This window comes from Mesorhizobium sp. WSM4808 (assembly GCF_055811675.1).
On sequence record NZ_JBVVQX010000019.1, the window covers coordinates 21318 to 46819 of the forward strand.

20 protein-coding genes and 1 pseudogene are annotated in these 25502 nt (G+C 60.3%); 5 read left to right on the forward strand and 16 right to left on the reverse strand.

Features of this window, described 5'->3' with window-relative positions; genetic code table 11:
- Positions 1–25: 25 nt before the first annotated feature.
- The 8 genes from AC0L2U_RS27860 to nifH form a co-directional block, all read right to left on the reverse strand.
- Positions 26–730 carry a response regulator transcription factor gene (locus tag AC0L2U_RS27860; RefSeq protein WP_473602935.1) on the reverse strand — a complete coding sequence of 235 codons (705 nt, stop codon included), beginning with the start codon at positions 728–730 and terminating at the stop codon, positions 26–28.
- Positions 731–828: 98 nt separating this feature from the next.
- A complete protein-coding gene (locus AC0L2U_RS27865; RefSeq protein ID WP_473602937.1) occupies positions 829–1308 on the reverse strand; it encodes a NifX-associated nitrogen fixation protein in 480 nt (159 codons plus the stop codon).
- 14 nt (positions 1309–1322) lie between these two features.
- Positions 1323–1820: a nitrogen fixation protein NifX gene (nifX, locus tag AC0L2U_RS27870; protein WP_473602938.1), complete on the reverse strand. Its 498-nt coding sequence runs from the start codon at positions 1818–1820 to the stop codon at positions 1323–1325.
- Positions 1786–3168, reverse strand: a complete 1383-nt coding sequence (gene nifN, locus AC0L2U_RS27875; protein WP_473602939.1) for a nitrogenase iron-molybdenum cofactor biosynthesis protein NifN — start codon at positions 3166–3168, stop codon at positions 1786–1788. Before nifN ends, nifX begins: the two co-directional genes overlap by 35 nt.
- A complete protein-coding gene (nifE, locus tag AC0L2U_RS27880) occupies positions 3165–4667 on the reverse strand; it encodes a nitrogenase iron-molybdenum cofactor biosynthesis protein NifE (protein WP_473602941.1) in 1503 nt (500 codons plus the stop codon). The genes nifN and nifE overlap by 4 nt, the downstream gene beginning before the upstream one ends.
- A gap of 62 nt (positions 4668–4729) precedes the next feature.
- Positions 4730–6271 (reverse strand): nitrogenase molybdenum-iron protein subunit beta, encoded by a 1542-nt coding sequence (gene nifK, locus AC0L2U_RS27885; protein ID WP_473602942.1) that lies wholly within the window; start codon positions 6269–6271, stop codon positions 4730–4732.
- A 133-nt stretch (positions 6272–6404) separates the two neighbouring features.
- Complete coding sequence (gene nifD, locus AC0L2U_RS27890; protein ID WP_473602943.1) at positions 6405–7907, reverse strand: nitrogenase molybdenum-iron protein alpha chain; 1503 nt, start codon at positions 7905–7907, stop codon at positions 6405–6407.
- Positions 7908–7999: 92 nt separating this feature from the next.
- Positions 8000–8893, reverse strand: coding sequence for a nitrogenase iron protein (gene nifH, locus AC0L2U_RS27895; RefSeq protein WP_404926324.1), 894 nt, complete (start codon positions 8891–8893; stop codon positions 8000–8002).
- Between the two features lie 625 nt (positions 8894–9518).
- Between nifH and AC0L2U_RS27900 the strand changes: the two genes are divergently transcribed.
- Positions 9519–10736 carry an MFS transporter gene (locus AC0L2U_RS27900; protein ID WP_473602944.1) on the forward strand — a complete coding sequence of 406 codons (1218 nt, stop codon included), beginning with the start codon at positions 9519–9521 and terminating at the stop codon, positions 10734–10736.
- Positions 10737–11700: 964 nt separating this feature from the next.
- Here AC0L2U_RS27900 and AC0L2U_RS27905 read toward each other — a convergent pair.
- The 3 genes from AC0L2U_RS27905 to AC0L2U_RS27915 form a co-directional block, all read right to left on the reverse strand.
- Positions 11701–12864 (reverse strand): DUF418 domain-containing protein, encoded by a 1164-nt coding sequence (locus tag AC0L2U_RS27905; protein ID WP_473602945.1) that lies wholly within the window; start codon positions 12862–12864, stop codon positions 11701–11703.
- Positions 12865–13560: 696 nt separating this feature from the next.
- A complete protein-coding gene (locus AC0L2U_RS27910) occupies positions 13561–14295 on the reverse strand; it encodes an AAA family ATPase (protein WP_473602946.1) in 735 nt (244 codons plus the stop codon).
- Positions 14241–14843 carry a hypothetical protein gene (locus AC0L2U_RS27915; protein WP_473602947.1) on the reverse strand — a complete coding sequence of 201 codons (603 nt, stop codon included), beginning with the start codon at positions 14841–14843 and terminating at the stop codon, positions 14241–14243. The genes AC0L2U_RS27910 and AC0L2U_RS27915 overlap by 55 nt, the downstream gene beginning before the upstream one ends.
- 919 nt (positions 14844–15762) lie before the next feature.
- Between AC0L2U_RS27915 and AC0L2U_RS27920 the strand changes: the two genes are divergently transcribed.
- Both AC0L2U_RS27920 and rpoN read left to right on the forward strand, forming a co-directional pair.
- Positions 15763–16296 carry a redoxin family protein gene (locus AC0L2U_RS27920; RefSeq protein ID WP_473602991.1) on the forward strand — a complete coding sequence of 178 codons (534 nt, stop codon included), beginning with the start codon at positions 15763–15765 and terminating at the stop codon, positions 16294–16296.
- 177 nt (positions 16297–16473) lie between these two features.
- Positions 16474–17883, forward strand: a complete 1410-nt coding sequence (gene rpoN, locus AC0L2U_RS27925; RefSeq protein ID WP_473602948.1) for an RNA polymerase factor sigma-54 — start codon at positions 16474–16476, stop codon at positions 17881–17883.
- On the opposite strand, the gene AC0L2U_RS27930 is transcribed toward rpoN, so the two are convergent.
- The 5 genes and pseudogenes from AC0L2U_RS27930 to AC0L2U_RS27950 all read right to left on the reverse strand — a co-directional run bounded on the left by AC0L2U_RS27930 (position 17862) and on the right by AC0L2U_RS27950 (position 23436).
- Positions 17862–18503, reverse strand: a complete 642-nt coding sequence (locus tag AC0L2U_RS27930) for a nitrogen fixation protein NifQ (RefSeq protein WP_473602949.1) — start codon at positions 18501–18503, stop codon at positions 17862–17864. The genes rpoN and AC0L2U_RS27930 overlap by 22 nt on opposite strands.
- A gap of 403 nt (positions 18504–18906) precedes the next feature.
- Entirely contained in the window at positions 18907–19476 is a 570-nt protein-coding gene (locus tag AC0L2U_RS27935; RefSeq protein WP_473602992.1) for a nuclear transport factor 2 family protein, read from the reverse strand.
- A gap of 126 nt (positions 19477–19602) precedes the next feature.
- Positions 19603–19785: pseudogene (locus AC0L2U_RS27940) on the reverse strand (ferredoxin); the annotation flags it as partial.
- 31 nt (positions 19786–19816) lie between these two features.
- Entirely contained in the window at positions 19817–21034 is a 1218-nt protein-coding gene (locus tag AC0L2U_RS27945; RefSeq protein ID WP_473602951.1) for a cytochrome P450, read from the reverse strand.
- 1340 nt (positions 21035–22374) lie between these two features.
- Positions 22375–23436: a hemin-degrading factor gene (locus AC0L2U_RS27950; protein ID WP_473602952.1), complete on the reverse strand. Its 1062-nt coding sequence runs from the start codon at positions 23434–23436 to the stop codon at positions 22375–22377.
- A 319-nt stretch (positions 23437–23755) separates the two neighbouring features.
- Here AC0L2U_RS27950 and AC0L2U_RS27955 point away from each other — a divergent pair, with 319 nt between their 5' ends.
- The gene (locus AC0L2U_RS27955) at positions 23756–24076 is read left to right on the forward strand and encodes an iron-sulfur cluster assembly accessory protein (RefSeq protein ID WP_473564609.1); all 321 of its coding nucleotides are present in this window, start codon (positions 23756–23758) and stop codon (positions 24074–24076) included.
- A gap of 169 nt (positions 24077–24245) precedes the next feature.
- Positions 24246–25463: a cysteine desulfurase NifS gene (gene nifS, locus AC0L2U_RS27960; RefSeq protein WP_473602953.1), complete on the forward strand. Its 1218-nt coding sequence runs from the start codon at positions 24246–24248 to the stop codon at positions 25461–25463.
- Positions 25464–25502: the final 39 nt, after the last annotated feature.

Sequence of the window (25502 nt, forward strand, 5' to 3'; positions counted from 1 at the left end):
TGCGGGACCAGACCTGGCAGGTGATTTAGCCGTCCGGATTATCGAGCGAGTAGCCGGCCGACCTGACGGTTCGAATGACGCTGCCGGGCGAAGCCGCCTGAAGGGCTTTTCTGATCCGGCTGATATGGACATCGACGGTGCGTGCACCGACATGGATGTTGGGCGGCCAGGCCGCCCGGATAAGTTCGTCCCGGCTGAAGACCTTCCCGGGGGCTTTGATTAATAGCCGCAGCACGTTGAACTCGATGGGTCCGAGATGAATGTCGTGGCCGTTGCCGCGAACCCGGTGGGCATCGAGCTTCATCTCGAGGCCGCCACAGGAGAGCCAGCCGCCGTTTTCAAGACCATTTTCGCCCCGTAGGGGCAGCGCCAGCTTCGCTCGCAGACAGTCCAGCAGCTTGGCCGGCGCGATCGGCCGCACAAAGCTCTCGTCAATGCCAGCCTTGAGGAGGCTGAGGTGCTGGTTCTCGGCGCCGGGCGCGATCAGGGCGATAACGGGCAGACCGCCGGTCCGGGGGTGCTGTTTGAGCCGGGAGCAGATTGGGGAGCCGGATATGCTCGCTGGCCCGCAGTCCAGAACCACGGCCTGAAATTCCCGTTCGTCCGCCAGTGCAAGCGCTTCCTTTGCGCCCCCTGCCAGTTCACTGTCGAAGCCGTCCACCTCCAGTATGTGGCTGAGGAACAGATAGAGCTCGGCATCTTGGGAACAGATCAGGACGAGTGGCTTCATCGCCGCAGCCTCATGAGCCGATCGGCCTGGACCGCATTGGCTGAGTAGATCGCGCCGCTCAAGACCTGTCATGACCCCTTTGCTCAAACCCGTTTCCATTACGCACGCGCCACCTCGGGATAGGTTTCAATGGCTGCGATGGCATCGTCGACCAGTTTCGTACCAGCCGCGGAGAGTTTGCAGAACGTCTCGAAGCCAAACCGATGGACGTCTCGCAGGGTCTTGGACAGAACGACCAGCCGCCCGGCGGAGAAAAGCACGCGCCCGAAGCCCTCATGGCTCATTTCGATCATCGGTGTTGCCATCAGGCCGCAGCGCTCCTCGATTGCAAGGGCGACGGCAGTGTAGAACTTGTCGAGCCTCCACAGCACGTCCGGATCGGGATCGCCGATGAGTGGAATCGTACGGCGCTGTTCCTTGCTGACGATGAAGTCGGCCAGCAACTCAGCGTCCGCTTTGCCGTCCCATGACCCGTGGGAATCTTGAGCACGGATAAGCCGTACGAGGGATTGGAGAAACGGGCTGGCAAGCGCCACCTCGTCTTCGGCGACAGCAGGGCTAACCGCAGGGTCGGTCATTTCGCCTCCTCATTTCAGTCGTCGTCCTCAAAGGACGGTTTCTGTTTCGCAACGCCGGCTTCAGCCAGAACCTTGCGCAGCCAAGGTGGGGGGCAGGTCCTGAGCATTACCTGCGTTCGAAACAGCACCTCCTGGATGCTCTGAGCCTGCCGCACCTTGATCGGATGGATTTTTGCCGAAACGAGCTTGGCTGCCGAAGGTCCGCCGATCGCCAAGCAAAACAGGAGGTGGCAGCCCTTCAGCGCTTCAACCTTGGGTGTGATGCGGTCATCCCTCTCGGCCCGATGTTTCCCACTTTCGTCGGAGACGTCGTCGAACTCGATCACTTCCACGAGCTCCCACTCCTCGCGCGTCATATCGTAGATAACAAAGCGCTTGGCCGACCCGAAATGGGCATTGAGTTGCTTGACGTCCTGAGTAGCGATTGCCACCCGCAAGGCGCCTGCTTGTCGTACCCGCATCGGACGGTGAACCTCGTCAGTGACGAGTGAGAGGCGACGCATCGGGCTCACCTGGCGTTTGCCGCTTGCGGAATGGATCAAGCTCGTCAGGCGTCGGCGCACGCCTGTCGGCCTGGAACAGGTTGGCAACCTCGAAGATCAGATCACGGGTTCCTTGATAGAGGATCGAGAGCTTGTGCTGGCTGCCGAGCCGGTCGAAGACGGGGAAGCCGATGCGCATGAGCGGAATGCCAAGGCGTTGCGAGGCCTGGCGTCCATGTGAATGGGTGACCAGAAGATCCGCGCCGCCCGCAAGCGTTTCCAGATCGCCGAGATCGCCGACCTGAATCGACTCCGCCGGTACCTTTTCCAGAATTTTCGACATATCGGTCGTCGTGACCGCCGCCGTGATTTCGGAGCCCATGTCCACGAAGAACGTTGCGAATTGATAGAGTTGGTCAGGTTCAGCAGCGATCGCAATTTTCTTGCCTCCGAAATGGAAATGTCCGTCGAGCAGCGCATCCTGCAATTGCGCCCGCCGGCGGCGGACCCTTGCCGGCGCAGGCTGGCCAGAAATAGAGGACAGCAGGGAAACGAGCTGATCGGCGCCCTTTAATCCAGTCAGCGACTGAAACAGCACGTAAGGCACGCCGGTCGCCCTATACAGAACCTCGGCCGGGCGGCGCATATGCTGCCCGACGGCGATGCAGTGCCCAGCCGTGCCCAGATCGCGGATATCCTCGATGCTCGTACCGCCATAGGTGGTCGGGACCCAGTGGTCTGGCACGGTACCGTCAAGCGAGCCTGAGAGGTCCGGCAAAATCACCGATTGCAGCCCAAAGCTTTCGACCATCTCGCGCAAATGCTCGATGTCCGCCACAGTGAGGTTCCAGCCGGGCAGGATTGCAACCTTCTTCGACTGGCGCGCCCGTTCGCCAGGTCGCGTAATATTTTCCATCATCGCGGTGACAGCCGTGGCCCAGCCCTCTTCGAGGGCGCCGGCGAAATCCGGCGTGTTGGCCAGGACGATCTCCGTACCCGCGAGTTCTGTCGCGCGTTTCAGTCTGATCTCGGCGATGTCGCCTGCCGAATCTTCACCACGGGTTTCCACCAGGGCCGTCGTGCAGACCCCGATCAGCTTTGGCTTCGTGCGGGTCTTGAGATTGAGGATCGCCTCTTCCAGATTGTCCGACCCGCCGAGGATGGTTGTTACTTCATCCATCGCGGTGGTCTGCAGGGGGATCGTTTCCTTGAAATGCCGCACAAGCAGCACGAGGGCGAAGCTGGTGCAGCCCTGGGTGCCGTGGAACAGCGGCACTGCGCCGTCGATGCCGAGAAAGGCCAAGGCTGCACCCAGCGGCTGTGACGATTTCAGCGGGTTGACCGAGGCTGATTTGGTCTGGGGAAGGATACGGGTCATCGCATCTCCTCAACGTCCATTAAATTCGACGGCGCCTTGCCGGCGAATTCCCGGACGGCGTGCACGCTCTCGGTGTCGTTGCTCTTGCCCGGCGGTTCGTCCTTCACATGGGGTGGGCAATCCCACGGAGCGCGCTCGCGCACTTGGGTCCAGATCGGGTTGTGGATGGCGAGGTCGATCTGCCGTACGAGTTCCACCACGCCGTCATAACCGGCATACGGGTGCTGGCGCTCCTGGTTGATGTCGAGCCAAGGCGTCTTGGCCTTGAGCGCGACGAATTGCGTGCGCCCGCCCGACAGCATGATATCGGCCTTGCCTCCAGAGAGCATGGCGTAAAGGTCGCGCGCTGGCATCTGCTCGAATGTGTGATTGTCGTCCTTGAGGACCTGCTTGATGCGCTCCTTGTCTTCGACGGTGGATTTCTTGATCGAGGTGCCGACGATCTCGATGCCGATCTCCATCAACGCATGGACGACCGACCAGGACTTGACACCACCCGTGTTGAGCAGCACGCGCTTGCCTTGAAGGCGGGCTCGGTAGGCCTCGAGCTTCTTCCATGCAATCGCCTCCTGCTCGACGATCAGCGTCTCTGTGTGGTCCAGGATTTCCGGATCGGCCCCCTTCCTCACCAGCAGTGTAGCAATTTGGCGGAGTGCCCCCGAAGTGTCCGAAATCCCGTAGAAGGAGCCTTCGAAGAAAGGGATGCTCCAGCGCTCGTCCATCTTGCGGGCTAGACTGACGAGGGCCGTCGAGCACACCACCATAGCCGCGCGGGCGTGGTGCGCGGAAGCGATGTCGAGATAGCGCGCGTCGCCCGGAATGCAGGCGCGAACCCGGATCCCGAGCCGATCGAGGAGCGGCTTTATCAGCCAGAATTCGCCGGAAAGGTTGAATTCACCAAGGATGTTGATGTCGTACGGCCCGGCGTCGTCGGGTTCCACCGTGCCGATGACATGGTCGAGCAACGCCTCGGCGGCAAGCTTGTTGCCGAGGTTCTTGGAGCCGGCCAGGCCCGGCGCATTGATCGGAACCACGGCCAAGCCGAATTTTTCGGCGGCGCGTTTGCAGACGGCGTCGATATCGTCGCCGATGAGCGCCGTCACGCAGGTCGAATAGACAAACACTGCCGGTGGCGCATACGCTTCCTTGATTTCGCGGATCGCCTTGAAGAGCTTCCGCTCGCCGTGCCCCATCACCACCTCGAGTTCGGTAAGGTCGGTCGTGAAGCTTGTTCGCCACAAGCTTGGCCCGGACGAAGCTGCACCGCGGTTGTCCCAGGAATTGCCCTCGCAGGCGAGCGGCGCATGGACCAAATGCGCAACGTCCGTGATCGGCTGCAGGACGATCTTGGCCCCGTCAAAGGCGCAACCGCCCGCCGCCGCTCCTGGCGTCAGCGCCCTCGCGCAGCCCTGCTTGCGCGCCTTGGCATCCTTGCCGCGGTTCTTGTCGCAGGCGGGCTCGTTGAAAACGTCCTGGATCTTCGCACTGAGCGAGCTCATGGCGTCAGTCCCAAAGCCAATTCGGCAATGAACCGCCTGGGCGAAAAGCTGGTCCGTGTCTTCTAGCGGGTGAGGTCATAGGAATAGTCCGTCACGCCCGTCTGGCTCGTCTCGCGATCGAGCTTGTCGAAGATCTTGTCGAGGATCGTGGTCAGCACGCGCAATCCGCCCTGGTAGCCCATGAGCGCAAAGCGGTGGTGATGGTGCCGGTCGAAGATCGGAAAAGTCAGCCGGATCAGCGGCGTGCCCGTGTCGCGCTCCAGATACTTGCCATAGGAATTGCCGATCAGCAGGTCCACTGGCTCGGTGAAGAGCAGCGACCGCATAGCCCAGAGGTCCTTGCCAGCCCAGACCTGAGCGTCCTTGCCGAAGGGCGAGGATGCAAGCAGTTCCTTCAACTCGGATTCCCAAGTCGAGGTGCCGTTGGTGGCGAGGCAATGTGTCGGCTCGCCGCCCGTTTCCATGACGAATCGGGCCATGGCGTACACGAAGTCCGGGTCGCCGTAGATCGCGTATTTCTTGCCGTGCAGCCAGGACTGGCTATCCGCAATGGCATCAATCAGTCGGCCGCGCTCCAGCCGGATTGCCTCGGGGATTTCCTTGCCGGAAAGCGCCGAGACCTTCATCAGCAATTCGTCAGTCGCCTGGACGCCGAGCGGATAATGGAAGGAAGCCGTGGCCTGCCCAACTTGCCCACAATAGTCCAGCGTTTTTCGCGTGTTGTAGTGCTGCAGCGAAAGCGTTGCCTCGGCGTCGAGTGCCCCCCTCACCTCTTCGATCTTCGTGCCGCCATCGTACATGCGGTATTCTCCGTCCGACGGCGTGTCGAACTGGTCAGATGCGTCCTGGATGAAGGTGTAGGACACACCCATCACATCGAGCAGACGTTTGAGCTCCCGGTTGTTGCCAACGCAAAAACCGTCGAAGCCCGGAATGACGTTGATGCTTCCCTTGGTTTCCGTGCGCTGCTGGCCTTTCCAGAAGTGCTCCAGAATACCCTTGAGCATGCCGTCATAGCCGTCGACATGGCTACCGACGAAGGCTGGCGTGTGGGCAAAAGGCACGTCAAAGTCGCGCGGGACTGAGTTTTCGTCTTTGGCGTTCTGGATGAAGCTGTGCAGGTCGTCGCCTATGACCTCGGCCATACATGTCGTCGACACCGCGATCATCTTCGGGTCGTAAAGCTGGTATGTGTTGGCGAGCCCGTCGACCAGGTTCTTCAGGCCGCCGAACACTGCCGCGTCCTCTGTCATCGAGGAGGAAACCGCCGAAGCAGGTTCCTTGAAATGGCGTGACAGGTGGGAGCGGTAATAGGCCACGCAGCCCTGGCTGCCGTGGACGAAGGACATGGTCCGCTCGAAGCCCGCTGCCGCAAACACCGCGCCGAGCGGCTGGCAAGCCTTGGCGGGATTGATCACAAGCGCTTCCCGGGCAAGGTTCTTTTCGCGGTATTCCCAGGTCTTGGTGAATTCGCCTTGATCGGTAACGACCTGATCCGGGTGCGGACATTCGAAATTCAGCTTCTTCTCGGCGAGCATTTGCCTGTATTCCGGCTCGCGGAACAGGGGAGCGTGGTCGAGAATCTTTTCGGCCGACTGCGGCATTGGTATTCCTCTTTTTAATCTGGCCGCGCCATTCCGCAGCTCAGATAGTCGAGACGTTTCCGTTAGTCCCGAGGCTCACAAGCTCGCGGGGTTTCATGGTCTCTCTGGGGAGACCGGGCCAAGGACTGGGCGTCTATTCGGCAGCTATCGCCCGCCCACTGGGCGGGCGTTCTTTCCACGGAGCGTGGTAGAGATCCCAGACCGGATTGTTGATGGCAAGATCCACGTCACGTGCGAAAATGGCAAAGCCGTCATAGCCGTGGTAGGGTCCCGAATAGTCCCAGGAGTGCATCTGACGGAACGGAATGCCCATCTTCTGCACCGGGTATTTTTCCTTGATGCCGGAGCCCACGAGGTTGGGGCGAACTCCCTCGATGAATTTCTCCAACTCGTAACCGGTAACGTCGTCGTAGATCAGCGTGCCGTTCTTTACGTAATGAGCGGTGCGCTGATAATCATCATTGTGGCCGAACTCGTAGCCGGTGCCGACGATGACCATGCCGAGGTCCTCGTAGGCTGTTATGACGTGGCGTGGGCGCAGGCCACCGACATAGAGCATGACGGTATTGCCTTCGAGGCGCGGCCGGTACTTGGAGATGACGGCGTCGACAAGCGGTCTGTACTTGGCGATCACCTTCTCGGTTTTCTCCTCGATTTCGGGCCCGAAATGCTTGGCTATGCTGCGCAGGGAGGTTTCGATCTGGGACGGTCCGAAGAAATTGTACTCCATCCAGGCGACGCCATACTTTTCCTCCATATGCCGGCAGATGTAGTTCATTGAGCGGTAGCAGTGGATGAGATTGAGCTTGGCCTTTGGCGCGCGTTCAATCTCGGCCAGTGTTGCATCGCCCGACCAGTTGCCGACCACGCGCAATCCTATCTCCTCGAGCAAGATGCGCGAGGCCCAGGCATCGCCGCCAATATTGTAGTCGCCGATCACGTTGACGTCGTAAGCACCGCCCTCGAAGTCGACATCCTTCTTGTCGAAGACCCAGTCGCGGATCGCGTCATTGGCGATGTGGTGGCCGAGTGATTGCGAGACGCCGCGGAAGCCCTCGCAGCGCACCGGCACGATAGTCTTTTCGTGCTCCTTGGCCTTCTTGCGAGAAACTGCCTCGGTGTCATCACCAATGAGACCGATCGGGCATTCGGATTGCACGGTGATGCCGTTGTTAAGCGGAAACAGCACCTCGATCTCGTCGATGATCTGTTCCAGTTTCTTGTCACCGCCGAAGACAATGTCTTTCTCCTGAAAATCGGAGGTGAACTGCATTGTCCCGAATGTGTCGATGCCCGTTGTGCCCACATAGTAATTGCGGCGCTGTGACCAGGAATATTGGCCGCAGCCGACGGGGCCGTGCGAGATATGGACCATATCCTTGACTGGGCCCCAGACCACGCCCTTTGAGCCGGCATAGGCGCAGCCACGGATTGTCATCACCCCGGGGATGGACTTGATGTTCGATTTGACGTCGCATTCGGAAAGGATCTCACTTTCCCCGCCAGCCTCATCCCCGCTCTTTGCGATGCTCAGGTGTTTTTTGCGGCGCTTCGCCGCCTTGTCGGGATATTGCGATAGCACCTCCTCGATAAGCTTCGCATGGAGAGCACCATCATTCTCATATTCCAGGCTCATGGGACCCCTTTCAAGTTGTCTGATGACGCCTCACCGATGAGGCGTCGTTCTTGGCAAGGCGCCCCAACTCGAGAGGCGACCAATATCGGTCGTTACTGGGCGGCCGTCTTGGCCGCTTCCTTGGCCTGCAGCTCGGCAAGCATCTGCTCGTCGGTTTTCATGATGCCGAAGTCGAGCAGCATGTCCTCGAGCTCCTCCATGGTGATCGGCGTCGGGATGGTGCCCTGGCCAGAATTGGCATGGATCTTCTCGGCCAGCGCGCGGTACTCTCCGGCCTGCTTGGAATCCGGCGCATACTGGATAACTGACATCTTCCTGAGCTCGGCGTGCTGGACGATGTTGTCGCGCGGCACGAAATGGATGAGCTTGGAGTTGAGCCTGGAAGCCAAGGCTTCAGCGAGGTCGAGCTCACGGTCGGTTTGACGTTCGTTGCAGATCAGGCCGCCGAGCCGCACGCCACCCGAATGCGCATATTTCAGGATCCCCTTGGCGATGTTGTTGGCGGCATAAAGCGCCATCATCTCCCCGGACATGACGATGTAGATTTCCTGCGCCTTGCCCTCGCGGATCGGCATCGCGAAACCGCCGCAAACCACGTCGCCCAGCACGTCGTAGGAGACATAGTCGACATCGTCATAGGCGCCGTTTTCCTCGAGGAAGTTGATCGATGTTATGACGCCTCGGCCGGCGCAGCCAACGCCCGGCTCCGGGCCGCCGGACTCCACGCATTTGATTCCTCTGTAGCCAATCTTGAGCACGTCCTGCAGCTCGAGATCTTCCACCGAACCTTCCTGTGCCGCCAGGTGCAGGACAGTATCCTGAGCCTTCGAGTTCAGGATCAGGCGGGTGGAGTCGGCTTTAGGGTCGCAGCCGACGATGAGGATTCTCTGGCCGAGGTCGACCAGGGCGGCGAGCGTGTTTTGGGAGGTGGTGGACTTGCCGATGCCGCCCTTTCCGTAAAAGGCGATCTGACGCAGACCTGACATTATAGATTTCCTTCCTTCGTTCCATCCGTCGCGGCTGGCCGCAATATGAATGCCGATGGGCAGCTCTTGCCGCCTCAGACCGAACGGGTCTCAAGACTCGTGCCAAGTTGACTGGTTGATAACCAACAGGGATTTTTTCGTTTGTTGGCCGCGAGTTAGCCTTAGCACCAACAAGTGTTTGCTGCCAGACAAGTGATCGTCGGAACAAGCGCTGTAGCGGACCCGACAATGCCCGACACAAGGCGTCAGCTTCGAGACCGATACCGAAAGAACTTGGGCCTTCGAGCCAGAGCCGACCTTTGGCCTGCGTACAGGCGGCGGTAAACGATCGGCTTGCGCGCCTCCCGTCGCGGGGCATCAGACGTGCGTGCTGGCAGCTGATTGCGCATGGCTGTTCGAGACTGACCCGCGAAGTCGGCATGGAACATGCGTGATGCTACGACTGCCGACGACCACATCCCGTCCCGACTCGGAGAACCCGGCACTGATATTGCACGCGGCTGTCACAACATGTCGGTCAGCGATGACCATTCCCTGCGTGCGGGGCCGGCAACAACGTGCTCCTGAATGCCGGTCAATGCAGCCAACCCATGTTGCCGTTGCACCCAAGCTGGCGAGCTTCTTCATGACCAAATCCGCGACAGGCTTCATGGAGACTTTTCTGCACGGCCCAGAAAAGCCGGATCGACGATCTCGTCCCGCATGGGGCGCGGTTATATCGCTTGGCCTGGGCACCTTCGGGCTGGTGGCGGCAGAGCTTTTGCCTGCCAGCGTGCTGACGCCGCTCGCGCATGATCTGCATATCACAGAGGGTGCGGCTGGACAGACGATGACAGCGACTGCGATTGCCGCGGCGATTTCAGCGCCGACGATCGCCTTTATAACAAAGCGCCTCGACCGCAGAGTCGTCCTGTGGGCCATGATGCTGCTTCAGATCCTGTCCAACCTTCTGGCCGGGGTCGCGTGGTCGCTGCCGGCTTTCCTGGCGGCACGCGTGGTGCTCGGCATTGCGCTTGGAGGCTTCTGGTCGATTTCGGCATCGCTGGCGATGCGACTGGTTCCAAATCACCTCCTGCCGCGCGCACTATCAATCATCCTCACCGGCGTGTCGGTCGCTATCGTTTGCGCGCCTCCAATCGGCGCCTATGTCGGCGACATCTGGGGATGGCGAGCCACCTTCATGATCGCCGCAGCCGTCAATGCCGTTACATTGCTGGTGCAACTCGTAACCCTTCCGACGTTGCCGCCGGTTGAAATGGCTGGATTCCGCGGCCTGCTGAATGTGGTCAAGAAGCCAACCATCAAGGTCGCGCTTTTGGTGGTGCTGCTGGTCGCTTCTGGGCACTTCGCCAGCTTCACCTATGTCCGGGCTTATCTCGAGATGATTCCCGCGCTCCATATCGAGACGATCTCGCTGCTGTTGCTCGTTTCGGGGGTTTGCGGATTCTTCGGGAATTTAGCCGGCGCGTTCCTGGCCAAACACAGCCTCAAGGCGGTCGCGGCGCTGCCGCCGCTGCTCATGGCGATAGCCGCTGTCTCGTTGCTGATGCCTGGAGCATCGGCCTTAACCTCGGCCGTTGCGGTTGCTGTATGGAGTTTTGGCTTTGGTGCGGTGCCGGTGGGGGTACAGACTTGGATGGTGCTGCGCGCCGTTCCCGAGCAGGCCGAAAGCGCCGGTGTGCTGATGACCTCAACGTTCCAAATTGCCATCGCGGCCGGCGCAATCTTCGGCGGAGTGCTTGTGAATAATGCGGGCGTCGCCAGTGTGTTCGCCTACAGCGCAGTTGCCACCTTCCTTGCCGCCCTCACAGTGCTCCTATTCGGCCCGCAATCTAACCTCTGACGGGGCAGGCCCACAGCTCAGCGCTTGCGATGCAGCCGCACCAGCCGCGCGGCGCGATCCTGCCCCACACTTTGTCGGTCATCTCGCCTAGCCACATGGATCGCGGGCTACTGCCGAGGGGGCTTTGACCAGTACCGGCGCCTCGCCGGCCCTAGCCGTTCGCGGCTCCGGGCAGTGCATCAGCGTTCGCCCGGGCGGAGTTGGTCAGGTTACGCAGCCCGCGCGACCGCGGTCGCGCTTGGCAGCGGGGGGCGACCAGGCGCCGTTCTTGAGGTGCCGACCCTCCAGGTCTCGATTTGGAACTCCGCGCGAAACGCCGGGTCCTCCGTAGGTCGGCTTGTGCGCGCCACCATCGTACGAAACCGCCGCTGAGAGAACAGCATTCCCGGCAGCACACCTGCATGGCCCTAATCTCAATTCCAACCCACACGATAGGCTGCGCGAATGCCGGCCAAAGAGAAGGCGCACGCAGAATGTCTGCTCGCCAAAGGAATTCACCAAGCGTCAACTCACTGTCAGCTCGTTAATCCTCTCTTTGAGAGCGACCTGACCAGCTTGCTGTCGACGGCAACCGAATGCGATGTACGGGATCGGTAGCCCATCAGCGAGCTCTGCCAGGCCAGCGGGTATGGTCGACCGACAGCGACAGCTTTGGCAAGCACCTGCGCATGCCGCCGCGTCATCGCAATGCGACTTCGCTTCAGCGCCGGAACGGCGTTTTGCTGGTTTCGCAACCTCCGATCGTGGAGATCGACAGAGCTTCGTTCAGTCCGAAACAAAGGACCTTCTGCGACGATGGTCAAACACATGACGGACAATGCCGCCAGAAGACTTGGATTTCTATCCTCAAAGCCGCGCGCAGGGCAATGGTTGCAAGGCGTGGCGATTGCCCCCAGATGGTACGGAGCGGGCGATTTTCAAGTTACCAGCTATGTCGTCGGTCAGGTTCGCTTTCTTTGGCGCACTATCGATCCGAAAGTCGGGGCGACGTGGTGCTCAGCGGACGTCGCGTCGCTCGATCTGCGATCCAACCCATCAGCGCTTCCATCGGTCCTCGCTGGAATAAGCGCAGCCAAAGTACCGCGAAAGCGCTTGCAGCCACGATGAAGCCAAACAGCGCGGACAGCGAGTGAGGTCTTCCAAGCATATATATTCCCAGAATGTGCAGAAGATAGGCCGTCAAAGGCATCGAGCCGACCGCGATTATTGGCGAGACCAGCTTTCGCACGAACGGGAGCGCATCCATAGCAAGCGAGCAAGCCGCCACGACGATCATTGCGCAACCGGCGCTGCCAAAAATCCAAAACGTCGTTTCTCCATGAGGCGAGGCAGTCCATAGCCAACTCGTTGTGAGATCGTCCAAGTCCAGCCACCACCAGGGCTGAGGTGTCAGCTCAAGTTCTTGCAAATTGGCCAGCTCTGCGCTTACCCCAGGCATTAAATGCAGCGCGAGCCAGGATCCTCCAAAGCCGAACACGGCCAGCGCGACGCCGGCTACACCAAGGCGCAAATGCATTGCGCGGGTGCGAAGGTCAAAGCGCGCAATGGCCATGCCTGCGATCAGCAAAGGAGCCCAGGTCAAGGCGGGATAGGTGCCGCTAACTAGGAGGGTGAACACCTCGGGGTCTGAGCTCCCGGTGCCAAACATTTTGAGAAGGAGGAAACGCACCTGCGGGAGAACCAATGCTGTCACCGCCGCGAGCAACCAGAGCCGCTGTGCGCTGAGCCGACATAGCGGCAGGACCAACAGGAAGCAGACGCCGTAGTATGCCAGAATGACCGAGACGGGCGCGTTGACATAGGTGAGGATTTCGCCAAGGGCGAGCAGAATAAGGGCGCGAATTGCAATCTTGGCAAGAGCCTGTCTACCGGCTAGCGTCGATTTTGGAGGGTTGCGGCCGGTAATCAGGATGAGCGAAAACCCGGTTATTACGGCAAACAGGACGGACGAGCGCCCAAAGGCGAAGTCCATCACACTCCCGACCACTCCTTCGCCGTCTAGGGGACCCACATGGACGGCATACATGCCGAAGACTGCCAAACCGCGAGCAAGGTCGATGCCGACCAGCCGAGCTGCAGCCCACCCGTCTCGTGACCCGCTCCCGAAGATGCGGTGCGGTATTGCCATAGTGGAATTCCTTCGTTGGTTGCGTCCATCGCGGGACGATAGGAGGCCATCGGCTGCTGCCGTGGTCTCGCCCCAGGGCGCAAAGCTCGTGCCAAATCCGACAGATCGAGCTATAGCCTGCGGCAATCACAGACTTAGGCCCCCGAGACTGTGGCGCGGACCTGACAATTCCGACACCTGTGTCGCGGAGCCGACGTGTTGGACGGATGGCCGGCCCGGGGGCTCACTGAACAGGCTGCGAGAGGCGCAGCGACAGCGGATTATCCGACCAGCATGCCGCGCGGACCCCAGTGATCGCGGCCAGCTTCAGCCCGGTGGTAAACCGGCAGCGCAAAGCCCCCCTGCCAGATCACCTTCTAGATCCGCCCAAACAGAATGAAGGCCCAAACGATCGGGTTCAGGGCCTCCTGGGCCCTGCAGAGCGGCGGACGGAAGCGCTTGCACCTCGGAAAGACCGGTGGCAAGCTCACCCGGCGGGAATTGAGGCCGACGGCTCACCGGGGCGGTCCACCTGAGTCGGATGGACTCGCGCCTAGATGGAAGCGTCTTGCTTACGATCGCTCAGGTGGCCTGGCAGGGGCATGACCGCCCGAAGAGGCGGACGTATGCGGCATCTTCCGCGCCGTGCAAGAGCTCAGCATTGAAAACCAGCGCAGCAGAACACTAGCTGCAGCAGCCACTCTCATCTTCTGCTCTTTACCCCGTTGAGGTTTTCTCGCCGAGGCCGACAAGCCGCCTCTTGAGACGGCTCGACACAGTTTCGGTGTCGCCGAAGACCATCTCCACATCCTCGCGCGAGACGACATCCCCGCCATCCCGTGCCAGGCTCCGTTGAGCCAGACGGCGGACCATTTCCTTGATATAAGCCGCGCTGCTGTTTTCCGATCGTGCGACGACGTCCGCAAGCGCTCCGTCTTGGAAGACGAGCGCACGACCATACAGCGTGATCAGCCGCTCGCGGCAGCCGGCGTCGGGAAGCGGGATCTCAATTGCTTCGTCCACCCGGCCTGGGCGCGAGGCGAGCGCGTCCTCAATGTCCTCCGGCCGATTCGTCGTATGGAGGAAGAGGATATCTGCATTTGAGGCAAGACCATCCATTTCGTTCAACAGACGGTTGAGCAGTCGTTCAGCGTTCGGGCTAGATACGTTTTCTCGCGACCGACCCACCAAGTCGACGTCCTCCAGTACGACGATGCTCGGCTGAAGCGTGCGGGCCAACGCTATGTAGAACCCAATCGCCGCTGTCTGCTCAGCCGTAACCAGAATAGTAGTGCGTCCGGGCAGGTTGGCAGAAACATAACGGATGACGTGCGTCTTGCCTGTACCAGGGGGACCATGAAGCAGAATACCCTTTTGCGCGTGCTGGCCGAGGCGCTTCAACCCCTCTCGGTGTCGATCATGGTCGAAGATGTTGGCATCAAGACGCGCCATAGTTGCTTCCGAAAGCACCACGTCGTCCCGGGATACGGCAGGTAGGCGATGAACCCGCATCGCTCCCCGCATCCCCCAGTTGCGTGCATCGTATTCAAAAGAGAGAACCTTGCTGCGGTAGTATTGCGAGCTTTCGCCTGCCGCCTGGATTTTGCTAAGAAATCCGCGCGAGAAGGCACATGCCTGCTCGCCAGGCAGATAAGCGATTTCCACTTGAACCGTTCGGCCGCCCCAGCGGTCAAAAACTGCGACAGGAGGACCGCTACAGGCTCTTCGCCGATAAGGAATAGCCACAGGCCATTGTGCAGTGCCGCGTAGGGCACGTCTTCGCCGATATCCATGTCCTGATATTGCAAGGGTGTCACCGCAATGACGGTTCCACCCTCGCGAATGACCATGTCGGACAGCTTCATGGCATCGGACTGGTGCCGCTGGTGGACGCCGATGAGCTTGGGAGACAAGGGCGCAATCTGCTCTTCAATGACGGTTTGAACGTCCGGCAGCAAATGAGCAGCAAATTTTCGGCGCGAGCTGGCGAGACCTGTCAAATCATCGGTTTTGAAATGCGAATTAGTGCTTGCCAGACATAGCAATCGAGATCGGTCACAGCAGAATCCTTTGCGAGTTGAGGTGAGCGGAAGCTCTGCATCGAGCGCCGTTAGAGTCGGCTAGGCTCTCCTCGCATTCGCGGCCGTCCCACCGACAAGATCATTGAAGCAAGTTGCGTGCCCGTGGCGTGGCACTCCGTTGCGTTCTGCCGGTTCGCGCTAATCAGCGGCACTTGTTCCTGACGTTTGGGTCGGCCTTGCGACAATTCTGGTCCAGTTTCCGACACAAGAAGGTTTCGATGGACGCCTACGGCGTTGGAAAGCAAACCGCGCAATGACCGTGACCGAGCCGAATTCGATCTTCATCGACTCTGGACCATGGCAATACCGAAGAGAGGCCGCCATGAACTGCTGCCACAGGCCTGCGTTCGCGTCAGTCATGCCTCTGCGAACACGGCTACGCGCACACCGTGCCCCTTCGCTGCGGTGATGCCCGCGGCCGCGCCGTGCGCATGTGCTTGCGGTCTATGGTGCATCGTTTGCCAGCCTGCGGAAGCTCAAGCGCTACACACCTGACCTCGAAACTTTGATGCAGAAGCAGCTTCGTTGCAAATGGCATGCCTCTTGCTGCTCGTGCTCGGAGCCCATTGAACACGATGAAAGCCGATACCGAACCATGGCTGGCACGCCAAGCTCTAAACGATCGACAAAGACGGCGGCGGTTGTCCTCGCTGAGCACTGGGCATCGCCCGGTTTGGAGATCCGAGCATCTGGAGCCGGGCCGTTCCCCATACATCCGACGGGGGAAAGAGTGGGAAGCCGCGTAGGCATCGTCTCGCACCTCGGCAGCACCCCAGCGCGGCAATCCGCCAGCCTCAGTAAAATCCAGTGCGCCAGTTTCTTCAAAAGGAGCAAGTTGATGACCGGTCAGAAGAAGGTCCCCTTCGTCACGTTTCTCACGCGTGTTCGCGATGATTCGGTCCAGGGGCCAAATCCATATCGTTGGGAAGAAAAAACATCCGACGACTACTTTGCCGGCAAGCGTGTCATCCTGTTCTCGCTCCCTGGCGCTTTCACCCCGACATGCTCGACCTACCAGCTGCCCAATTTCGAAGATCTCTACGAGGATTTCAAGAAACAAGGGGTCGACGCGGTCTACTGCCTCTCGGTCAACGATGCCTTTGTCATGAATGCATGGGGAAAGTCCCTGGGGCTGCAGAAGGTCGAGCTGATCCCGGATGGGTCTGGCGAGTTCACGCGCAAAATGGGCATGCTGGTTGCCAAGGACAATCTGGGCTTCGGAATGCGCTCCTGGCGCTACGCGGCTCTGCTCAGCAATGGCGTGGTGGAGCAGTGGTTCGAGGAGGAAGGTTTCTCCGATAACTGCGAGACCGACCCCTATGGCGTCTCATCCCCGCAGAACGTCCTTCAATCGTTGAAGGACGCGGCGTGACCTGGTGCAGATCGACCATGCGCAACTGGTTTTGGGCGACGCTTGGGACAAAGGGCGAGGCCCTGAAGCCCGCGGCCCGTGAGGTCGTTCAAACGTGACGCGGCTTTGCAGCGTCGACCTGTGAGAGATCCAATTAGCCACGGCCAAGAGCTTCTTTGACAGGAACACCGAACCGACATGAAAACGTCCTTCAGCCTCCTTCAGAAACAGTCTCTTGCGGCATCGCCTCAGCTCATCGAGTCGATTCGTCTGCTGCAACTGACGCATGCTGAACTGCATCAGTTCGTGGACCAGGAGCTCGAGAAAAATCCGCTGCTGGAGCATGCGCCAAAAGGCGAAGGGCTGTCCGGTGAGGTTGAAGGACCGGCCTGGGCAGGGTCCCCTGACCTGCCCAGGCAAGGGAAATCCCAGCCGAACTCGACAAACGCCACGCCGGGCGAACGGCCTGCCTACGAGGAGTTTGTCGCACTAGCCGAAACGTTGCACGACCATGTCGCTCGTCAGATCTCCCTCACCGCCTTCACACCGCATGAGCGGCTGATAGCTCATCAGCTCGCCGGTCATCTGGATGACACCGGCTATCTTCGGGTAAGTCCTTCCGACCTGGCTGAGACCCTAAACGTCGGGCTGGCTCAAGTGGAACGGGTGCTGGGCGTCTTGCAGCGCCTCGATCCTCCGGGAATCTTCGCACGATCGCTCAGCGAATGTCTCGAGATACAGTTGCGCGAGAAAAACCGCTTCGACCCGGCGATGGCGGTGTTGGTTGCCAACCTTGAGTTGCTTGCGCGACGCGATTTTCAGACCCTAAAGCAGCGCTGCGGCGTCGATGAAGAAGATCTTCTCGACATGCTGCAGGAAATCCGCGCGCTTGACCCCAAGCCTGGAAACACATTCCAGTCTGGAACGCCGGAATGCGTGATACCGGACGTATGGGTGCTGCGCTCGCCCGGAGGTGGATGGCAGATCGAACTTGATCCGAACACGCTGCCCAAGGTGCTGATCAACCAAAGCTATGTCGCGGAGGTTTCCTGCCGAGCCGCCAAAAAATCAAAGGACATGACATTTCTCAATGAGTGCTTGCAAAATGCGAACTGGTTGATCCGCAGCCTCGATCAGCGCGCCAAGACCATCCTTAAGGTCGCCACCGAAATCGTACGTCAGCAGGATGCTTTTCTGGAATATGGCGTCGCCCACCTGCGGCCTCTCAATCTCAGGACGGTCGCTGAGGCGATCAACATGCACGAGTCAACCGTGAGCCGGGTGACGTCGAACAAGTACATGGTTACCCCACGCGGCGTGTTCGAGCTCAAATATTTCTTCACTGTCGCGATCGCCTCCTGCGAAGGCGGTGACGCGCACTCCGCGGAAGCTGTCCGTCATCGGATCAGAGCGATGGTCGCCGAAGAATCGCTTGATAACATGCTCTCTGACGACGACATCGCTGACCGGCTCAAGGAATGCGGCATAGATCTCGCTCGCCGCACGGTCGCCAAATATCGCGAGGCGATGAACATCCCCTCCTCCATACAGCGGCGCCGGGAAAAGCGCTTGTGGCGCGACGGCGATCAAGGGCTCAAGGCCTCGTGACCAAGCGTGGCCCCTAAATCAAATGTGATGCGTTCTTCGCGTTCGTGCTCCTCCGGGCCGAAGCAACTGTCGAAATCGCGGCATTCCCGGCAATTGGGCGCAGTACATAGCGAGAACCCTTCGGCCTCACAGAGTTTGCGGTAAAAGTACTTCTTCCATTTCATGTTTCGTGTGTTGCCGGCCGCGAGCATTGGGAAATGCGCAGCAAGCAGGCGATTGAGCTCGGCCCGATCGAGAAGACCAAGATCCTGCCACAGATGATCATCGCGCATGGCACGCCGGGCAACGATCTTGGCGAAGCGCACGCTCGCCGGGTCGCTCGGCCGGGCATGCGCCAGGAGCAGGCCGCGCAGAAGTTCTTCCTCCATGCCCGTCTCAGGATCGCTGACGTCTTCCAAGGCTAAGGTTGCCAGTGCGGTTGCGGAAAAACCCCGAGGCAGGACCTGGCGCAGCTCGGCGAGGGACAGGCCTGTCGACTCTGTCGCAGTCGCTTCGCCAGCCTCGACCTCCTTGAGCGCACACGAGAGAACGCAGGCAAGAACATGCTCGTCGAATCCCCTCTCGGGCTCGATGGCGGGGCATTGGCCGGCGCCGACACATGCGTCTTTCTGGGCGGACATGGTCCCGTTCTCCTGGTTTGTTTTCGCGATGCAGCGGCCCTGCCGAGAGCGCATGGGTCCCGACTACGGGCACGCGCCGGCGCGGGCTCAACCCCAATACAGCTGACCAAGTTGGCCTTCGAAGTCACCGCGCTAGACATGACCCATAGCGTTGTTGATGGGGATGATCCGGTCTCCCAGTTCGGGTTTGGCATCATTGTCCCTGGTCAAAGTCTCCCAACTCGGTCCGTAGCGCGATTAGACCAGTTCAAGATCGATGAGCGGCTCTGCCAAGCTCCAGCAAATCGATACCACCGGCGTCCTCGGTGCGCTCACGGTTTCAGACCGGGGCGTTGCCGCTCTCACGCCGGGGTTCCTGCCGGCCCATCCCTGCCTTGCAGGTGTCGCGGTGGCGTTGGAAGGCTCACAGTACGTAGTCATATTGATGCGGTTCAGAGGTTGTGAAGGCATCGTCATGAGAAGCAATGCGACGCTTGCCCAGCGCATAGACCGGATCGTGCGGATATGGTGCTCCAATCGGCTGTCGCGTGCCGAAGCGTTCTGCCTCCAGGACCAAGGTTGGGATCTGCTCCTCCAGCCAGTCATAGACAACGGTCCGTTCGGCAATCCGCCACTCCCCTTCCCGCTTTTGAAACAGATCGCAGTAGCGCCCGCATAAAAAGATCTGACGCACTTCTCCGCCTTTGTCCGGTCCGCGTTGCAGCGCGGTGAAATAGCTCTCGACCGTGGCCTCCGCCGCGTTGATGAATTCGATCAGGATGTTCGTGATCTGATGGATGTTGCGCGGTCCGGTCTTGAAGACATCGAGCGCATATCGAATGAAGCCCTCGGCCGAGCCGCGATACGCCCCGTGGCTGTCCTGCGCGTCGGGCCAGTAAGCGCTGCGCAGCACCGCCTCATCGGCGCGGTCTGTCCCGCGGCAATACCGATAGAGGCAGTCGCGGATCGCCTCGCGGTCGAGCAGTTCGGCAATTTTTGCTTGGCCCGTTTGGTCTGTCGCAAATTCGGCGGTTCCGACGTGTTCCGGGACCTCTGTCTTCGGTTTGAGGGTGGCCTCCGAAACGGTTCGCACAGCGGGTGGATCGTCGATTTCCAGCGCAAGTTCGGGGCAGGATCGCACCCCATCCGACGCAAGCACTTGCTCCCCGTCCGCAACCTCGATGTCACCGGGGAGGATGTAACCCGCCTCATCCAACTTGAAGACTGCCGGCGCTCGCGCCGCGCATTGCGCATGCCCCTGACATCTGGCTTGGTGAACGGTGATGCGCAAGGCGACCTCCAACGTCTGTGCCCCGGCTCAGGCCGGGCCAGGTTTAGCCCCACTCCAGGATCAGATTTTCAATCCCGAACAGTTGGCCGCCATGGGTGATGGGTGCTGTTCCCTCCTTGATCCGAAAGGACGGCAGGCGCGCTAGCCACTCCTCCAGGCCAATGACAATTTCCCGCCGGGCAAGATGTGAGCCAAGGCAACGGTGGGGACCATAGCCAAATGCGGCGTGGCGGATGCCTTCTCGCGTCAGATCGATCGTGTTGGGGTCTTCGAATTCCGCCGGGTCACGATTTGCAATCATTGTGGCGCAGGAAACGAAGTCCCCCTTGCGGATCGGCGCGCCTTCGAAGTCGATATCTTTTCGTGCCACGCGGATCAGATGGACGGTCGGAAAGGCGCGCAGCAGTTCTTCGGCTGCGCGCACGATCCGGTCCGGTTCTTTTCGCAGCAATTCCTGATCTTCCAGGTTTCGCGCTAGATAGGCCAAGTCAAAGCCTATGGCTGTAGCGACCGTGTCGAGCCCCGCCACCAAAACGAGCACGCCAATGCCACGGACCTCCTGGTCTGTCAGTCCGCGGCCCTCGACCTGCGCCTGCACAATGAAGCTCATGAAATCGTCGACGGGCTTCTTGCGGCGCATCGCCGCCAGTTCGTCTACGAACGCCACAATCGTCCGAGCTGCCGCCGGCCGTCTCACATCATCGCCGTGGAGCAGATCTCTCGCCCAGGCAACAAACGTCTCAAGACGGTGCTCCGGCAGTCCGATGAAGCGAAGGAAGATGCTGACCGCGAAAGGAAAGGCGAAATCCTTCATGACGTCGCAGCTTGTCCCCGACGAGGCGATCCTCGTGAGAAGCGCTATCGCTCGCTCGCGGATGGCAGGCTCGAGTTCCGTTACGCGCTTGGGCGAAAAGAGCGGATTGAGCAACGAGCGAAAGACTGCATGGGAAGGGGGATCGAGTTCGAGCGGGATCGTCGGCCAGTCTTCGCCCAGCGCGGATGCGAAGACGTTGCGATGACTGGAAAAATTTTCGGTCTCCTGCAGCACCCGGCGCTGATCTGCGGCGCGAGTGATGACCCAGGCACCCTCGCCCGTACGCGTGTTCCAGGGGGAATAAAAGATTCGCGGCCCGGCATGCACGCAAGCGACTGCAGCGTGCGGGTCGCCGTTGGGCGCCGGAGACATGCCTGGCGACGAAAAGAGGCTGAAGTCGCGCACCATCTCCGGCGGGACATGATCTGGAACCGGGTTGGTCGCCATTTGGTTCTCCTGCGTTTAGGTGTTTACGCGCTCGGCTGAGATCGCAAGGCGTTCGTCACTGCTGAGCTCCGCAACGCACGGCCGACATCGCCTCCGATGACAAAATCGAGCAAGTTGCGTGCCGAGCAAGCGCACCATTGGCGCGCGCTCATTCTGCGTTGCAGCGGTCCGTATGAGGCTACCCTTTTGGCAGGGCTCAGACATTCTTGTCCGTTGCAGACACGACAGGATGGTACATGAGGATCGAACGGGGCGCCTCGTGGTCCGAGGCCAAGTATCGAACGAGGTCACCTGCCACTCCAGACGCAGTTCGGCGGCGGAAAAGCCGCTCGCCGCGCGCCCTCCACAAGCGCCGTAGCGAGCGAGCGGCTTTGCGTTGTCATCGACACTTGCTCGATATTCGGATTCCTGGGACCAATCCGGGGGAGGCTCGAGGAGCGACGACATCCTGAACCTGCGCGCACATGGAAGAAACCTGCCGATACCCAATCACTTGCGCGAGACGATTGCTTTGCCGTCGAGCGGCTGGGCGAGCCGTAGATCAGCGCCGTGATCGTCCGCGCTTGTGACATGAGGCCTACGTCGGACGGCGTCTGTGCCATCAAGGCGCCCACAAATAGCCAACGCCGGATCGGCAGCCCCACACTGGTCTGCGTGGGGATCGCATCGGCTTGGCGATGGCGGTCGTCTGATATTTGCTGGTAGCCGGAGGAACGTGCAATGCCGAGCCCACGATGCCCACTCCTCGACCGCCCTGGTCGTAGCGCCGACCCGGCCGTTGTTGCTGTGCTCCAGTTCGTGGCAACAATCTACCCGCGCTGCGGATAGCGCCGAACACGATGCGATACCGTTTTTTGGTTGGGTCTGCCTTGGCCCGCATTCAGTTTTGCATTCGGACGCTAGTTTTCGAGCTCGGCATCAGACGCCGAGGGTCCTGTAGCTGATAGAAAATTCGAGGATGCCTTTGTGGAAGCGGTCCTCTGGAATTTAACGCAGCCGCCAATCGGCTTCACCTGGACCAATGCCTCCCGCCCGCAGCCGTACATGGCGGGCACCCGGAAAATTGATTGACACACACCGCCGGCGGCCAGCGGACGCGTTGTGCCTGCATTGAGCAGCTTTACCGCGGGGTTCGGGTTGGGGCTCACCGCAACGGCAGCGATTCTCGCCAAACGCGGAAACGCTCGAGGGAATGGAGCTTGTGACTGGAGGCGATCCGCGGCGGCCCCAAATCGCAGCTGTGCCCTGGTTGGCGTTCGCGGCACAGCGATGGTCGGAAAAGTCCAAAGTAGCGGCCTGCACACCGCGCGAGAACGGAAATCAAGACGAATCGTTGTTGATCAAGCAGCGGTCGAACGGGGAATGCGCGGGAGGTTCTCGGCTAGTAACCGCCAGTCGTCGCGCTCGGGTGCGCCTTCCTCGCGCATCCCAAAGAACTGGATGATCATCTTGCCGTCAGCGCCATAAGCTTCAAGTGACGTGAGATGGCCATCCCGGGTCGGCTTGCGCACGGCCCAAACCTCGCGGATGTGGTGGGTCCTGAGATGCAGGCGGAAGGTCTTGTCGAGCACATTGATCCAGGGCCCGATCTGCTTGATCGTCTTGATTGGGCCGGAATGGATCTGGATGCAGCCACGATTGCCGACGAAGCACATGATGGGCATCTCGTCTTCGGCCGCACGATGGAACATGGAGCCAAGCGCAGCATGGTCGAGCAGCCACGCGTAGTCTTCGCCGACCATGCGCACCGCCTGGCGGCGGCTAAGGTTGAGCGCCTTCAGCATGCCAAAGAACTGGTGTACGTCGGTCAGCTGACTCCAGTGCTCGCGCAGGTCATCGACCGTAGCGGCTTGGTTCGGAATCTTTGCGTCGTTTTCGGCCGACCTCGTTTCAACCGAGATGATCGGCTCCTGGTTGGAGGATTGGAGCTCGTCTATCAGTTTTCGATAGGCATGGAGGCTTGAGGACGGTCTCAGATATACCTTGTGCACTGCCTCGCCTGCCGCATCGAAGAACAGCAGCCCGCGGCGGATTTCCTCCGCTTCGCGTGTCTCCACGGCAAAGCCATGCGTCCACACCTTCGGAAAGATGCGCAAATCAATGTCATTGCCGAGCACCATGGCGCGATGGTTGCCGGTGAACACCTTGTCGTAGACGCCTATCTTCTCATGCATGGCACTGTCATTGCGGGTCAGCGCCATCACCTCGCCGACGGCCTCGAGGCCGGTAAGCACATCATTGACGCGCGGCTCGATACGCAGCCCGCCAAAGCCGCAATGTGCCGCGTAGAGCTCCGCTTCCGAAATGCCCAGTTTGGCGGCGAGATCGCGGCCGCGGATGGTGGGACAGTCTTCGCGTGCACGCCGGATTGCCTCCGGCGAAAGTTTCTCGCGCTGGTGCATGTTTTAACCCCTGCGTTGCGCATATTCTCGGTGTTGGGAGCCTTAGCCCTCGCCACGAGGAGTTCAAAAGGCGTACCAATTCCTGGAATCATCCCGGAAACCTCGCTTGCATGCAGTTCGACGAGGAACTCGGGTCCATGCAGGTGTGGCGAAACCGACAAATCCGACAATACGCGTCGATGCTCGACGTATACGCGGCAATTCCGAAAGCGAATCCTGGGCGTGTTGAGGATGTCACGCTGTTCGAAAACGGCTTTTTCCATTGGCACGGTCCATGCACGGTAATCCGCAATTCGTCCGCATCGAGGAGAAACGAGCCATGATCACGCTCACCGACAAGGCGGTTGCCGCCGTCAAGACCGCTCTGTCCGCCGCTAGCGAGCCCGCAGACGGCTTTCGTATCATGGTTGAGGCCGGCGGCTGCTCCGGCTTCAAATATTCATTGGGCCTGGAGAGCGTCTCGCGCGAGGGCGACGCCATTGTCGAGACAGATGGGATCAAGGTGTTTGTTGACGCCGACTCCCAATCGCATGTCGCCGGCATGGCCGTCGACTTCGTCACGGGTCTCGAATCCTCCGGCTTTGTTTTCGACAATCCTAACGCGCGACAAAAGTGCTCCTGCGGCAAGTCATTCGGCTGATCGTCGAAGAAGGGAGAGGGCGCCTTCGGTGAGCTTGGCGGTGGCCCTGGTCCCGGGCCTGCGTTCAATCTGTGGAGACTTGCGCAGGCTCTGGATCGCACTCTCAACGGCGCAGGCTCGATGCGACCAGGCCGCGCTTGACGGCATTCCGCTCGATTGGAGACCACCGATGACAGTTGTCTATCTCGACAACAACGCAACGACCCGGGTCGATCCCGCGGTCGTTAATGCGATGTTGCCGTTCCTTACCGATCAATTCGGCAACCCTTCGTCGGCGCACCGTTTTGGCGCCTTTGCCGGCGCTGCTTTGGCAAAGGCGAGGCGTCAGTTGCAGGCGCTGATCGGGGCGCAGTTCGACGATGAGATCACCTTCACCTCGGGTGGAACGGAAAGCGACAATGCGGCCATTCTTTCGGCGCTCGAGGTGATGCCGGACCGAACGGAGATCGTGACGTCCGCTGTGGAACATCCTGCTGTGCTGACCCTGTGCGCTCATCTTGAGGAGACGGGCCGCGCTAAGGTGCACAGGATCCCGGTGGACCGCCATGGCCGGCTGAACGTCGATGCTTACCGGGCCGCGCTTACCCCAAACGTGGCGGTCGTCTCGATCATGTGGGCCAACAACGAGACTGGTACGATCTTCCCGGTCATCAAGCTCGCCGAATTGGCCAAGGATGTCGGCGCCATTTTCCACACTGATGCCGTGCAGGCCGTCGGCAAGCTCCCGATCGACCTGAAATCAGCCCCTATCGACATGCTGTCGCTCTCCGGCCATAAATTCCATGGGCCAAAAGGGATTGGCGCACTTTTCGTCAAGCGCGGCGTGCCGTTCCACGCTATGATCAAGGGCGGTCACCAAGAGAGCGACCGGCGTGCGGGCACCGAAAACACGCCCGGCATAGTCGGGCTCGGCATGGCCGCCGAACTTGCCTTGAAATTCATGGATGACGAGACCAAGCGGATAAAGTGGCTCCGCGACCGGCTGGAGAACGGGCTTATCCAGCGTGTCCCAAACAGCTTCGTCAATGGCGATCCCCTGGTGCGCTTGCCGAACACCGCAAACATCGCCTTCGAACGTATTGAAGGCAATGGGATCCTGCATCTCCTGGACCGCGAGGGTATCGTCTGCTCCTCGGGGTCCGCCTGCACATCAGGCTGTGCGGAGCCAAGCCATGTGCTGAGAGCGATGGAAATGCCACATGCGGCGGTCCGCTTCTCTTTCGCGCGTGACAACGGACAAGAAGACGTGGACCGGGTGCTCGAGGTCTTGCCTTCGATTGTGGAGAAGCTGCGCCACGCCCACAGTTCCGGGTCGAATAGAAGCAGCGCCGATGCTCTCCAATGCGTTCCAGGTCTCAGCGGCAGAAGAACTGGCGTCCATTCGTGAGCAGCCAGGTCTTCTCGAGGAGGCCACCCTGCGCGAGGT

Coding starts and splice junctions, on each gene's coding strand:
- AC0L2U_RS27900 (WP_473602944.1), top strand. CDS start 9,519: ATGACCAAATCCGCGACAGGCTTCATGGAGACTTTTCTGCACGGCCCA.
- AC0L2U_RS27920 (WP_473602991.1), top strand. CDS start 15,763: ATGACCGGTCAGAAGAAGGTCCCCTTCGTCACGTTTCTCACGCGTGTT.
- AC0L2U_RS27950 (WP_473602952.1), bottom strand. CDS start 23,436: ATGCACCAGCGCGAGAAACTTTCGCCGGAGGCAATCCGGCGTGCACGC.
- AC0L2U_RS27930 (WP_473602949.1), bottom strand. CDS start 18,503: ATGTCCGCCCAGAAAGACGCATGTGTCGGCGCCGGCCAATGCCCCGCC.
- AC0L2U_RS27860 (WP_473602935.1), bottom strand. CDS start 730: ATGAAGCCACTCGTCCTGATCTGTTCCCAAGATGCCGAGCTCTATCTG.
- AC0L2U_RS27955 (WP_473564609.1), top strand. CDS start 23,756: ATGATCACGCTCACCGACAAGGCGGTTGCCGCCGTCAAGACCGCTCTG.
- nifD (WP_473602943.1), bottom strand. CDS start 7,907: ATGAGCCTGGAATATGAGAATGATGGTGCTCTCCATGCGAAGCTTATC.
- AC0L2U_RS27865 (WP_473602937.1), bottom strand. CDS start 1,308: ATGACCGACCCTGCGGTTAGCCCTGCTGTCGCCGAAGACGAGGTGGCG.
- rpoN (WP_473602948.1), top strand. CDS start 16,474: ATGAAAACGTCCTTCAGCCTCCTTCAGAAACAGTCTCTTGCGGCATCG.
- AC0L2U_RS27910 (WP_473602946.1), bottom strand. CDS start 14,295: ATGGCGCGTCTTGATGCCAACATCTTCGACCATGATCGACACCGAGAG.
- nifS (WP_473602953.1), top strand. CDS start 24,246: ATGACAGTTGTCTATCTCGACAACAACGCAACGACCCGGGTCGATCCC.
- nifN (WP_473602939.1), bottom strand. CDS start 3,168: ATGACCCGTATCCTTCCCCAGACCAAATCAGCCTCGGTCAACCCGCTG.
- nifK (WP_473602942.1), bottom strand. CDS start 6,271: ATGCCGCAGTCGGCCGAAAAGATTCTCGACCACGCTCCCCTGTTCCGC.
- AC0L2U_RS27945 (WP_473602951.1), bottom strand. CDS start 21,034: ATGGCGACCAACCCGGTTCCAGATCATGTCCCGCCGGAGATGGTGCGC.
- nifE (WP_473602941.1), bottom strand. CDS start 4,667: ATGAGCTCGCTCAGTGCGAAGATCCAGGACGTTTTCAACGAGCCCGCC.
- nifH (WP_404926324.1), bottom strand. CDS start 8,893: ATGTCAGGTCTGCGTCAGATCGCCTTTTACGGAAAGGGCGGCATCGGC.
- AC0L2U_RS27905 (WP_473602945.1), bottom strand. CDS start 12,864: ATGGCAATACCGCACCGCATCTTCGGGAGCGGGTCACGAGACGGGTGG.